Annotated in this window: 8 protein-coding genes and 2 rRNA genes; 2 read left to right on the top strand and 8 right to left on the bottom strand. The window is 68.6% G+C overall.

Translation table 11 applies throughout. From position 1 onward, the window contains the following. Window positions 1–15: 15 nt before the first annotated feature. The 3 genes from BS75_RS30340 to BS75_RS48630 form a co-directional block, all read right to left on the bottom strand. Window positions 16–828 (bottom strand): TlyA family RNA methyltransferase, encoded by an 813-nt coding sequence (locus tag BS75_RS30340; RefSeq protein ID WP_034090546.1) that lies wholly within the window; start codon window positions 826–828, stop codon window positions 16–18. Window positions 829–913: 85 nt separating this feature from the next. Then, window positions 914–1,207 carry a hypothetical protein gene (locus tag BS75_RS30335; RefSeq protein WP_042440768.1) on the bottom strand — a complete coding sequence of 98 codons (294 nt, stop codon included), beginning with the start codon at window positions 1,205–1,207 and terminating at the stop codon, window positions 914–916. Beyond that, window positions 1,200–2,207 carry a hypothetical protein gene (locus BS75_RS48630; protein WP_052069792.1) on the bottom strand — a complete coding sequence of 336 codons (1,008 nt, stop codon included), beginning with the start codon at window positions 2,205–2,207 and terminating at the stop codon, window positions 1,200–1,202. The genes BS75_RS30335 and BS75_RS48630 overlap by 8 nt, the downstream gene beginning before the upstream one ends. A gap of 174 nt (window positions 2,208–2,381) precedes the next feature. On the opposite strand from BS75_RS48630, the gene BS75_RS30325 reads away from it, so the two are divergent. Next, a complete protein-coding gene (locus BS75_RS30325) occupies window positions 2,382–2,729 on the top strand; it encodes an SCP2 sterol-binding domain-containing protein (RefSeq protein ID WP_034090544.1) in 348 nt (115 codons plus the stop codon). Between the two features lie 27 nt (window positions 2,730–2,756). Here the strand turns inward: BS75_RS30325 and BS75_RS30320 are convergent, their stop codons facing one another. Then, complete coding sequence (locus BS75_RS30320) at window positions 2,757–3,815, bottom strand: HAD-IIA family hydrolase (RefSeq protein WP_042440769.1); 1,059 nt, start codon at window positions 3,813–3,815, stop codon at window positions 2,757–2,759. 13 nt (window positions 3,816–3,828) lie between these two features. Next, window positions 3,829–4,278, bottom strand: a complete 450-nt coding sequence (locus BS75_RS30315) for a tetratricopeptide repeat protein (protein WP_034090543.1) — start codon at window positions 4,276–4,278, stop codon at window positions 3,829–3,831. Window positions 4,279–4,358: 80 nt separating this feature from the next. On the opposite strand from BS75_RS30315, the gene BS75_RS30310 reads away from it, so the two are divergent. Then, entirely contained in the window at window positions 4,359–5,699 is a 1,341-nt protein-coding gene (locus tag BS75_RS30310; RefSeq protein WP_408022562.1) for a DUF1015 family protein, read from the top strand. Between the two features lie 87 nt (window positions 5,700–5,786). Here the strand turns inward: BS75_RS30310 and BS75_RS52440 are convergent, their stop codons facing one another. The 3 genes from BS75_RS52440 to BS75_RS30295 form a co-directional block, all read right to left on the bottom strand. Further along, window positions 5,787–8,378: a tetratricopeptide repeat protein gene (locus BS75_RS52440; RefSeq protein ID WP_439654056.1), complete on the bottom strand. Its 2,592-nt coding sequence runs from the start codon at window positions 8,376–8,378 to the stop codon at window positions 5,787–5,789. Window positions 8,379–8,570: 192 nt separating this feature from the next. Further along, window positions 8,571–8,687 (bottom strand): 5S ribosomal RNA (gene rrf, locus BS75_RS30300). Window positions 8,688–8,802: 115 nt separating this feature from the next. Beyond that, window positions 8,803–11,924: ribosomal RNA gene (locus BS75_RS30295) — 23S ribosomal RNA — on the bottom strand. Window positions 11,925–12,069 lie beyond the last annotated feature (145 nt).

Raw genomic sequence — 12,069 nt, 5'->3', positions numbered from 1 at the left:
GCCACCAACCGTTCGCTACTGCGGCCCCTCGGCGACAGCGCGGGCCGCCTCGGCCGGGTCGAGCGGCTCCGCGTCACGCCGGAACCAGAGGAAGTACTCGACGTTCCCGGACGGCCCCGGCAGCGGACTCGCCGTCACCCCGCGCACCCCCAGGCCCAGCGCGGCGCCCTGGCCGGCCACCTTCTCGATCATCTCCTGGCGCAGCTGCGCGCTGCGGACCACCCCGCCGCTGCCGAGCCGCTCCTTGCCCACCTCGAACTGCGGCTTGACCATCAGCACCAGGTCGCCGTCGACGGCGGTGCAGGCGACGAGGGCCGACAGCACCAGCCCCAGCGGGATGAACGAGAGGTCGCTCACCACCAGGTCGACCGGGACGCCGCCGATCTGTTCGAGCGTCAGCTCGCGCACATTCGTGCGGTCCATCACCGTCACCCGCTCGTCGCTCTGCAGCGACCAGGCGAGCTGCCCGTAGCCGACGTCCACCGCCAGCACGCCGGTCACCCCGGCGCGCAGCAGCACGTCGGTGAAGCCGCCGGTGGACGCCCCGGCGTCCAGGCAGCGGCGGTCCGCCACGGCCAGCCCCTGCGGGACGAACGCCGCCAGCGCCCCGGCCAGCTTGTGGCCGCCCCGGGACACGTAGTCCGGGTCGTTCTCGTCCTTGGCCACGACGACCGCCGCCGAGGTCTCCACCTGCGTGGCCGGCTTGGTCGCCGTGGCCCCGCCGACGGTGACCCGCCCGGCGGCGATCAGCTCGCTGGCATGCTCCCGCGAACGGGCCAGATTACGGCGGACGAGTTCGGCGTCCAGACGGCGTCGTGCGACTGCCACGTGCGGTTCAGCTCCTGCGTTCTCGGGACTGTCGATCGGTGGATCGGGTGCTGGCTTCAGGGGTTCGGCTTCAGAGGTTCGGCTTTCAGGGGCGCGGCTGGTCGAGCGCGGCCAGGGTGTCGCGCAACCGCTGGTGGACGCTCTCGAACAGCTCGGCGCGGGCCCCCGTGGGCACGTCCGCCAGCTGTTCCAGCTGTCCCAGCGCGGCGTCCACCCCCGGGTGGCCGGTCTCGGTGAGCTGCGGCAGCGGAACGGGCGCCGCTGCGGGTCCGCCTTCGACCTCGGACGCGGGCTCGGACGCGGGCTCGGGCTCGGGTCCCGGTCCGCGCGGCTCGGGATCGGGCCCGGCCCCGAGGGCTTCCGCCACCGGCTCACTCATCGCCGGCGGACCCCTTGGCCTGCCGAGGCTTCCGCGCCGGGGCCTGCGCGGCGGTGGCCGGCGTCTTCGGCGTGGCCTTCTTGGCGACAGTCTGCTTCGCCGTGGTCTTCTTGGCCGTGGTCTTCTTCGCGGCAGTGGTCGTGGTGGCGGCCGTCTTGGCCGGAGCCTTCGTCGGCACAGCCTTCGTCGCCACAGCCTTCTTCGCCGGAGCTTTCTTCGCCGGAGCCTTCTTCGCCGCAGCCCCGTCGGCGGAAGCCGGCTCGGCCACCGCCTTCTTGGTCGCGGCCTTCCTCGGCGCAGCCTTCGCCGGCGCGGCCTGCTTCGGCGCGGCCTGCTCCACTACCGTCTTCTTCGCCGCAGGCTTCTTCGCTGCGGTCTTCCGCGCCGGTACCCGCTCCGCGACCTCGGTCGGCCTCGCCGACGCTGCGGCGCTACGGCCCTCGGCCACCTTCCGCATGCCCGGGACGGCCGCGCGCCGCCTGGCCGCAGCGGCTGCCGCCGCGCTCGCCGCTCCGTCCTCCGGGTCCACCACCACCCGGACCGGGCGCGGGGCCCGTCGGGGGAACGCCTGCTCGGCCCGCGAAGCGGGCTTCGGCCGCGACTCGCGTTCCGGCTCGCGTTCCGCTTCGGGCTTCGGCTTCGGCTCGGCCGACGGGGCCGCCTCGTCCTCCCCGCCCTGGAGGGCGCGCACCTGCCGTTCCAGCAGTTCCAGCACCACGCCGACCTGGACCATGCCGTCGCCCAGACGGCTCCACGCCTTGTCCGCCTCCGAACGGACCAACCCGATCAGCAGCTCCGAGTTGCTGCGCCCCGCCCCGACGACCTCCTCGGCCAGCGACAGCACGGACGCGGGAACCTTGGCGCGCAGCTGCTCCGGATCCAGACCGGACAGCTCCACCAGCTCGCGGGCGCCCGACTCGGCGCGCCGCCGAAACTCCCCCGCCGCCCCCGCTGCGGCATCGGCCGCCAGCTTGAGGTAGTCGCGCAGCATGTCGCGCATCCGGCCCTCCCTCTCCTGGATCGTGGTCCCCTTGGTGCGTCCTGTTGTTCGGTGCCCCAGGAATGACGCTACAGCTTCACCGCGCCGCACCCGGTATCAGCGCGGGGTCCCGGCGCTGCGGTAGCGTCGCCGGAACCGACGCCACCCTCCCAGCGACCAGGAGCACACAGCGCCATGGCCAACCCCGCCGAGTGCCGGGCGGCACTGATCCAACTCAGCGAGAACCTGGGCAACGCCAAGGGCGACGTCCGCGCCGCCGCCGCCCTTGACCGCTCGCTGACCTGCTGGATCACCGACCTCGACCTGACCTTCACCGGACGCCTCCGGGACGGCCGGATCGAGGACATCACCGAGCTCCCGGGCAAGCCCGCGCAGAAGGCGCAGCTCCGGCTTGCCATGAAGGGCGACGACCTGGTCGAACTGGTCAACGGGCGGCTCAACTTCGCCTCGGCCTGGGCGTCCGGACGGGTCAAGCTGGAGGCGAGCATCCTCGACCTGCTGCAGCTGCGCAAGCTGCTCTGATCCCCGGCGGCGCCCCGGCCGGGGCGCTCAGAGGCCGAGCTCGGTGAACGCCTTCCGCCAGTCGGGCGCCTCGGCGGCGGACGCGTCCGCCTCGGCCCAGACCGCCGCGCACAGGGCGCGCAAGCCGTCGTACGGGTCCTCGCCGCGCGACTCGCCGAGGCCGACCGCGCCGTCCCGCACCGTCGCGGTCCAGCCGCCGCAGCCGAAGGAGCCGTCCGCCCCGGCCACCAGCTCCGGCTGGACCCGCAGCAGGCCGCGCAGGTCGGCCGCGAGGTAGGTCGGGCGGTGCTCCGGCGGCGCGGACGGCAGGTCCCGGGCGGCGGTGACGCCGGTGAACACCAGCAGGCTGTCCACGCCGCCGTTGAACGCGCCCTCGATGTCGGTGTCCAGCCGGTCCCCGATCACCAGCGGCCGCTTGGCGCCGGTGCGGATCACCGTCTCCCTGTGCATCGGCGGCAGCGGCTTGCCGGCCACCACCGGCTCCACGCCGGTCGCCGTGCGCACCGCCGCGACCAGCGTCCCGTTGCCGGGGGCCGTGCCGCGCGCGGTCGGGATGGTCAGGTCGGTGTTGGAGGCCACCCACGGCAGGCCCTGCGCCACGGCGTAGGAGGCCTCGGCCAACTGGGTCCAGCCGACCGTCGGGTCGTAGCCCTGGGCCACCGCGAGCGGGCCGTCGTCCAGCGAGCGCACCGGCTTCAGCCCGCGCTCCGTCAGCGCCTCGACCAGTCCCGCGCCGCCGATCACCAGCACCGGCGACCCGGCGGGCACCCGGTCCGCGACCACCCGGGCCGCCGCCTGCGCCGAGGTGATCACGTCGCTCGGCTCGGCCGGCACGCCCAGCTCGGTCAGGTGGTGGGCGACCGTGGTCGGCGTCCGCGAGGCGTTGTTGGTCACGTAGGCCAGCCGCATGCCCTCCGCGCGGGCCTCCGCCAGCACCTCCACCGCATGGTCGATCGCCCGGGGCCCGGCGTACACCACGCCGTCCAGGTCGAGCAGCGCCGTGTCGTAGACCCGGTACAGCGGCAGCGCCCCGCCGGAGTGCCGGTCGTCCGCCGGGACGGGAGAAGTGTCGGGAAGGTCAGGCATGGGTCGGATCTCTCTACTCGTCCTGGTCCTGCGCACCTCTGACCGTACCGAATCCTCCGGCCCGGGCCTTCAGCGTCGCCCGGGTCTGCCGCAGGGCCGCCCGGTAGTGCTCCGACTCCGGACGCATCGCGACCGCCAGCGCCAGGTGCTTCGCGGACTCCTCGAAGTCCCCCGTCCGCGCCGCCGCCAGCCCCCAGCCGAACTGTGCGTAGTCGTCCGACGGATCCGCCTGGGCGACCTCGCGGAAGTTCTCCAGCGCCGCCGCGTACCAGCCGGCGTCGAACTGTGCACGGGCCAGCGTCTCCCGGATCGCCGTCGAAGCCGGCTCCGACTCGGCGGCCCTGGCCAGCAGTTGAACAGCGGCACCCGGGTGGCCGCCAGCCAGCAGGTCGCTGCCCCGCCGGAACCACTCGTAGACATCCCCGCTCGGAGCGCCTTCGTCGTGGCGCGCCCTCTCCCGCATCTGCGACCCCTCTCGCTTCCTTTCCGCCCGATCAGCGATTGAAGATCAGCCAACCAGGCATACCGATTAACATGCCCAGAGTGAGCGCAGTCAGTGCAGACGACGCAGAAGAATCCCGATACGGCGACGCGGGCCGAGTGGCCGCCGCCGGACTGTCCCTGGCCCCCTTCCGGGGCCTCCGCTACGACCCGCAACAGGTCAGCTCACTCGCGGCGGTGACTTCGCCGCCCTACGACGTGGTCGACGCCGACGGACGGCTGCGACTGGAGACCGGCGACCCCCACAACGTCGTCCGGCTGATCCTGCCCCGCCCCCAACCGACCCCCGAAAGCGGCTACCGCCACGCCGCCTACCTACTCGCCGCCTGGCAGCGCAAGGGTGTGCTGACCGCCGACCCCGACCCCGCGCTCTACGTGTACGAGCAGCGGACACCCGCCGAGAACGGCACCGCAGGCACTCTCCAGCGCGGCCTCATCGGCGCCCTGGCCGTCAGCGGCGCCCAGGCCGGGGTGGTGCTCCCGCACGAGGACGTGATGCCGCGCCCGGTGGCCGACCGCGTCGGCCTGATGCGCACCACCAAGGCCAACCTCGAACCGATCCTGCTCACCTACCGGGGCGACGGCAGCGCCGCCGACGTCATCGAGCGCGCCGCCGAAGGCCCGCCGCTGCTCACCACCACGACCAGCGACGGCACCACTCACCGCCTCTGGGCCGTCACCGACCCCGGCGACCAGGCCGTCGTCAGCAAGGACCTGAGCACCTGCCGTGCCCTGATCGCCGACGGCCACCACCGCTGGGCCATGTACCTGCGGCTCCAGCGCGAGCACCGCTACCTCGCCCAGAGCCCCTGGGACCGGGGCCTGGTCCTGCTCGTCGACACCGCCCGCTACCCGCTACGGGTCCGTGCGATCCACCGGGTACTGCTGCAACTGCCGGTCAAGCAGGCACTGTCCGCCCTGGACGACTCCTGGACCGTCAGCGACGCCGGAGGCGGAACCCTGGACTCCGCCCTCGCGGCACTGGAAGCCGCCAAGGACGCCGGACTCAACGCCTTCGTGATCACCGGCGACGGCCGCTTCCGGCTGGTCACCGGACCCGACGCCGCCACCCTGGACGCGGCCGTCCCGGCCGACCGCCCGGAGGAGTACCGCCGCCTCGACGCCACCGTGCTGCACTCGGTCCTGCTCGACCGGGTCTGGAAGGTCCCGGACAACCCCGACCACATCGGCTACCTGCACGATGCCGCCGCCGCCGTGCGTGAGGCCGAGCAGATCGGCGGCACGGCGGTGCTGCTGCACCCGGTCGCCGAGGGCGTGGTGCGGCGGCTCGCCGAACAGGGTGTGACCATGCCCCGCAAGTCCACGTCCTTCGGCCCCAAACCGGCCACCGGCCTGGTCCTGCGCAGCCTGCTGCTCGGCTGAGAAGCGGCACAACACGACTGTGGCCCGCACCGGAGATCCCGGTGCGGGCCACAGTCCTACTTCACTGCCTACTTCACTGCTGGGGGCCTACTTCTGCTCGGGCTCCAGGAAGGGGGACGCCGAGGGAGCCTTGAAGCCCTCTTCCTCGTCCTCCTCCTCGTCGTCGTCGTAGTAGTCCTCGCCGCCGCCGGCCGCGAACTCCCCGTCCTCGGCGTCGTCCTCGTCGTCCTCGTCCTCGGCGTCGTCCTGGTCCTCCAGGTCGGAGTCGTCGGCGACGGCGTCACGGACATCGGCCTCGGCCGTGGCCTTGGTCTGGGCCTCGGCGCCGTTCTCGTCGTCCTCGACCTCGACCTCCGGGTCGAGCGCGTCGACGAACTCGATCCCGTCGATCTCGGCCAGGCGCTCGGACGCGTTGGTGGACCCGTTGGTGTCCGCCTCGGCAGCCTTGGCGAACCAGTCGCGTGCCTCGTCCGCACGCCCGGCGCCGATCAGCGCGTCAGCGTAGGCGTAGCGCAGACGCGCGGTCCACGGCTGCACGGAGTTCGAGCCGAGCTCGGCGCACTCCAGGGTGACCACGGCGGCGTCGAACTGCTCCATGTCGCTGCGGGCACCCGCAGCAACCAGGCGCATCTCGATCTGCCCGGCCTTGTCGAGCTGCTTGACCTCGGGCGCACCCGCCATCTCCAGCGCGCGCTCGGGACGGCCCAGACCGCGCTCGCAGTCGGCCATGACCGGCCACAGGTCGGCGGAGCCGGTCATCCGACGCGACGCCCGGAACTCCGTCAGCGCCTCGGAGTAGCGCTCGGTCACATAGGACGCGAAGCCGGCCGCCTCACGGACAGCCGCGACCCGAGAGGCCAGACGCAGCGCGACGCGCGAGTAGGCGTACGCCTCCTCGGGCTCCCCGTCCAGCAGCCGGGCCACCATCACCAGGTTCTTGGCGACGTCGTCGGCGAGCGTCTTCGGCAGGCTCATCAGCTCCTGGCGGACATCGCCGTCGATCTCATGCCCGGTGACGTCCTCGTCGATCGGCAGCCGGCGGACCGGCTCGCTCCGACGCTCGTCGCCGTGCCCACCACGGTCGTCCCGGTCGCGGTTGAAGCCGCCACCGGACGACGGACGCTCGTCACGACGGAAGCCACCACCCGTGGAGGGGCGGTCGTCACGACGCGGCGCACGGTCGTCACGGTTGAAGCCGCCACCGGACGACGGACGCTCGTCACGACGGAAGCCACCACCGGTGGACGGGCGGTCGTCACGACGCGGCGCACGGTCGTCACGGTTGAACCCACCGCTGCGCGGACGGTCGTCCCGGTCACGGTTGAAGCCACCACCTGACGGCCGGTCATCGCGACGGAACCCACCACCGGACGACGGACGGTCGTCACGGTTGAAGCCGCCACTGCGCGGACGGTCGTCCCGGTCGCGGTTGAAGCCGCCACCGGACGACGGACGGTCGTCACGACGGAACCCACCACCCGTGGAGGGACGGTCGTCGCGACGCGGCGCACGGTCGTCACGGTTGAAGCCGCCACCGGACGACGGACGCTCGTCACGACGGAACCCACCACCGGTGGACGGGCGGTCGTCACGACGCGGCGCACGGTCATCGCGGTTGAAGCCGCCACTGCGCGGACGGTCGTCCCGGTCACGGTTGAAGCCACCACCGGACGAAGGCCGGTCGTCACGACGGAACCCACCACCCGAGGACGGCCGGTCATCGCGACGGAACCCACCACCGGACGACGGACGGTCGTCACGGTTGAAGCCACCGGTACGCGGGCGGTCATCGCGGTTGAACCCGCCGCTGCGCGGACGATCGTCACGGTCGCGGTTGAAGCCGCCACCCGAGGACGGGCGGTCGTCGCGACGGAACCCACCACCGGTGGAGGGGCGGTCGTCACGACGCGGCGCACGGTCGTCACGGTTGAACCCGCCGCTGCGCGGACGGTCGTCCCGGTCACGGTTGAAGCCACCACCGGACGAAGGACGGTCGTCACGGTTGAAGCTACCGGTACGGGGACGGTCGTCACGGTCGCGGTTGAAGCCACCACCCGAAGAGGGGCGGTCATCACGGCGGAAGCCGCCGCCGGACGACGGACGCTCGTCACGGCGGAAGCCGCCGCCGCCCGAAGAGGGGCGGTCGTCGCGGCGGAAGCCGCCGCCACTGGTCGACGGGCGGTCGTCGCGACGCGGCGCACGGTCGTCGCGGTTGAACCCGCCGCTGCGCGGACGGTCGTCACGGTCGCGGTTGAAGCCACCACCTGACGGCCGGTCATCGCGACGGAAGCCGCCACCGGACGACGGACGGTCATCGCGGTTGTAGCCACCGGTGCGGGGACGGTCGTCACGGTTGAAGCCGCCGCCGGAGGGGCGGTCATCGCGACGGAAGCCGCCACCACCGGAGGAGGGACGGTCGTCACGACGCGGGCCACGGTCGTCGCGGTTGAAGCCGCCACCCGAGGAGGGGCGGTCGTCGCGGCGGAAGCCGCCACCGGACGACGGGCGGTCATCGCGGCGGAAGCCGCCGCCACCGGAGGTCGGGCGGTCGTCACGACGCGGCCCACGGTCATCGCGGTTGTAGCTGCCACCGCGGGAGTCACGCCGGCCCGCGCCCCCAGCGCCCTGCGATCCGTCGCCCGAGCGGCGCTCCGGGCGTCCCTGAGGGGGGTTCGACATTGCCTCGACTCCTTCTGATCACTGAAACATCCTGGCGCCGGCCATCGAGGCTCTGGCGCCGTCACATCATTGTCCCGCACTCGGCCAACTGCCGCGCACAGGCAGCGGACCACTACTACTCGGTCCGCCAAAGACAGAAAACAAAAAAGCCGCGGCCCCAGCGAATCGCTGGGGCCGCGGCTCTGAATGATTGTTCGGCGGCGTCCTACTCTCCCACAGGGTCCCCCCTGCAGTACCATCGGCGCTGTGAGGCTTAGCTTCCGGGTTCGGGATGTAACCGGGCGTTTCCCTCACGCTATGACCACCGAAACCCTATCGGGTGTTCAGCGAACACTCTCTTCAATTGTGGTGTGCTGACCTGAGGTCAACACGCTCACCGGGGCTGTTCGCAACCCGGGAACTGTACAGTGGACGCGTAGCAACTATGGACAAGCCCTCGGCCTATTAGTACCGGTCAGCTCCACCCCTCACAGGGCTTCCACATCCGGCCTATCAACCCAGTCGTCTACTGGGAGCCTTACCCACTCAATGGTGGTGGGAGTCCTCATCTCGAAGCAGGCTTCCCGCTTAGATGCTTTCAGCGGTTATCCCTCCCGAACGTAGCCAACCAGCCATGCCCTTGGCAGGACAACTGGCACACCAGAGGTTCGTCCGTCCCGGTCCTCTCGTACTAGGGACAGCCCTTCTCAAGACTCCTGCGCGCGCAGCGGATAGGGACCGAACTGTCTCACGACGTTCTAAACCCAGCTCGCGTACCGCTTTAATGGGCGAACAGCCCAACCCTTGGGACCTACTCCAGCCCCAGGATGCGACGAGCCGACATCGAGGTGCCAAACCATCCCGTCGATATGGACTCTTGGGGAAGATCAGCCTGTTATCCCCGGGGTACCTTTTATCCGTTGAGCGACGGCGCTTCCACAAGCCACCGCCGGATCACTAGTCCCTGCTTTCGCACCTGCTCGACCCGTCGGTCTCACAGTCAAGCTCCCTTGTGCACTTACACTCAACACCTGATTGCCAACCAGGCTGAGGGAACCTTTGGGCGCCTCCGTTACATTTTAGGAGGCAACCGCCCCAGTTAAACTACCCACCAGACACTGTCCCTGATCCGGATCACGGACCCAGGTTAGACATCCAGCACGACCAGAGTGGTATTTCAACGACGACTCCACAACCACTGGCGTGGCCGCTTCAAAGTCTCCCACCTATCCTACACAAGCCGAACCGAACACCAATATCAAGCTATAGTAAAGGTCCCGGGGTCTTTCCGTCCTGCTGCGCGAAACGAGCATCTTTACTCGTAATGCAATTTCACCGGGCCTATGGTTGAGACAGTCGAGAAGTCGTTACGCCATTCGTGCAGGTCGGAACTTACCCGACAAGGAATTTCGCTACCTTAGGATGGTTATAGTTACCACCGCCGTTTACTGGCGCTTAAGTTCTCAGCTTCGCTCCGTCGAAACAGAACTAACCGGTCCCCTTAACGTTCCAGCACCGGGCAGGCGTCAGTCCGTATACATCGCCTTACGGCTTCGCACGGACCTGTGTTTTTAGTAAACAGTCGCTTCTCGCTGGTCTCTGCGGCCGGCCCCAGCTCGGAGTGCAAGACTCGTCACCAGTTCCGGCCCCCCTTCTCCCGAAGTTACGGGGGCATTTTGCCGAGTTCCTTAACCATAGTTCACCCGAACGCCTCGGTATTCTCTACCTGACCACCTGAGTCGGTTTGGGGTACGGGCCGCCATGAAACTCGCTAGAGGCTTTTCTCGACAGCATAGGATCATCCACTTCACCACAATCGGCTCGGCATCAGGTCTCAGCCTTCATGTGTGGCGGATTTGCCTACCACACGGCCTACACCCTTACCCCGGGACTACCACCGCCCGGGCTGGACTACCTTCCTGCGTCACCCCATCGCTCACCTACTACCAGCTTGGGTCAGCGGCTCCACCACTCCTCATCACCCGAAGGATCCGAGACGGCTTCACGGCTTTAGCATTACCGGGTTCGACGTTGGCGCTTCAAAGCGGGTACGGGAATATCAACCCGTTGTCCATCGACTACGCCTGTCGGCCTCGCCTTAGGTCCCGACTTACCCTGGGCAGATCAGCTTGACCCAGGAACCCTTGGTCAATCGGCGCAAGAGTTTCCCACTCTTGTATCGCTACTCATGCCTGCATTCTCACTCGTATACCGTCCACGACTGGCTTCCGCCGCCGCTTCACCCGGCACACGACGCTCCCCTACCCATCACAGCCCCCGTTAGGAGTTAAGCTGCAATGACACGGCTTCGGCGGTGTACTTGAGCCCCGCTACATTGTCGGCGCGGAATCACTTGACCAGTGAGCTATTACGCACTCTTTAAAGGGTGGCTGCTTCTAAGCCAACCTCCTGGTTGTCTCTGCGACTCCACATCCTTTCCCACTTAGCACACGCTTAGGGGCCTTAGCCGGTGTTCTGGGCTGTTTCCCTCTCGACCATGGAGCTTATCCCCCACAGTCTCACTGCCGCGCTCTCACTTACCGGCATTCGGAGTTTGGCTAAGGTCAGTAACCCGGTGGGGCCCATCGCCTATCCAGTGCTCTACCTCCGGCAAGAAACACGCGACGCTGCACCTAAATGCATTTCGGGGAGAACCAGCTATCACGGAGTTTGATTGGCCTTTCACCCCTAACCACAGGTCATCCCCCAGGTTTTCAACCCTGGTGGGTTCGGTCCTCCACACGGTCTTACCCGCGCTTCAACCTGCCCATGGCTAGATCACTCCGCTTCGGGTCTTGGGCGCGCTACTAAACCGCCCTATTCGGACTCGCTTTCGCTACGGCTACCCCACACGGGTTAACCTCGCAACACACCGCAAACTCGCAGGCTCATTCTTCAAAAGGCACGCAGTCACGACCGGTCGTCCGAAAACGCCGGCGACGCTCCCACGGCTTGTAGGCACACGGTTTCAGGTACTATTTCACTCCGCTCCCGCGGTACTTTTCACCATTCCCTCACGGTACTGTCCGCTATCGGTCACTAGGGAATATTTAGGCTTAGCGGGTGGTCCCGCCAGATTCACACGGAATTTCTCGGGCTCCGTGCTACTTGGGAGAAACTCAAGAGAGCCGTACAGGTTTCGTCTACGGGGGTCTTACCCTCTACGCCGGACCTTTCGCATGTCCTTCGACTACCCATACGGTTTCTGACTCTCCGACCGGCCGGCAGACCGATCAAGAATTTTCCCACGACCCCAGCCACGCAACCCCTGCCGGGTATCACACATGACTGGTTTAGCCTCATCCGATTTCGCTCGCCACTACTCTCGGAATCACGGTTGTTTTCTCTTCCTGCGGGTACTGAGATGTTTCACTTCCCCGCGTTCCCTCCACACTGCCTATGTGTTCAGCAGCGGGTGACAGCCCATGACGACTGCCGGGTTTCCCCATTCGGACACCCCCGGATCAAAGCTCGGTTGACAGCTCCCCGGGGCCTATCGCGGCCTCCCACGTCCTTCATCGGTTCCTAGTGCCAAGGCATCCACCGTGCGCCCTTAAAAACTTGGCCACAGATGCTCGCGTCCACTGTGCAGTTCTCAAGCAACGACCAGCCACCCATCACCCCCACCCGACAAGCAGGCAAGGTTCACTGGGGCCGGCGTACCGAAGACAGACCTTGCGGCCGTGCCCTCAGGACCCAACAACGTGCCCGG

The sequence above is a fragment of the Streptacidiphilus albus JL83 genome, from assembly GCF_000744705.1.
GTDB classification, from domain to species: Bacteria; Actinomycetota; Actinomycetes; order Streptomycetales; family Streptomycetaceae; genus Streptacidiphilus; species Streptacidiphilus albus.
Note: the sequence above shows the minus strand (reverse complement) of the source record. Positions and strands in the feature narration are given on the sequence as shown.

Bases quoted from the DNA above. Each gene is read 5' to 3' on its own strand.
- BS75_RS30335 (WP_042440768.1), bottom strand. From the start codon at position 1,207: ATGAGTGAGCCGGTGGCGGAAGCCCTCGGGGCCGGGCCCGATCCCGAG.
- BS75_RS48630 (WP_052069792.1), bottom strand. From the start codon at position 2,207: ATGCGCGACATGCTGCGCGACTACCTCAAGCTGGCGGCCGATGCCGCA.
- BS75_RS30325 (WP_034090544.1), top strand. From the start codon at position 2,382: ATGGCCAACCCCGCCGAGTGCCGGGCGGCACTGATCCAACTCAGCGAG.
- BS75_RS30320 (WP_042440769.1), bottom strand. From the start codon at position 3,815: ATGCCTGACCTTCCCGACACTTCTCCCGTCCCGGCGGACGACCGGCAC.
- BS75_RS30315 (WP_034090543.1), bottom strand. From the start codon at position 4,278: ATGCGGGAGAGGGCGCGCCACGACGAAGGCGCTCCGAGCGGGGATGTC.
- BS75_RS52440 (WP_439654056.1), bottom strand. From the start codon at position 8,378: ATGTCGAACCCCCCTCAGGGACGCCCGGAGCGCCGCTCGGGCGACGGA.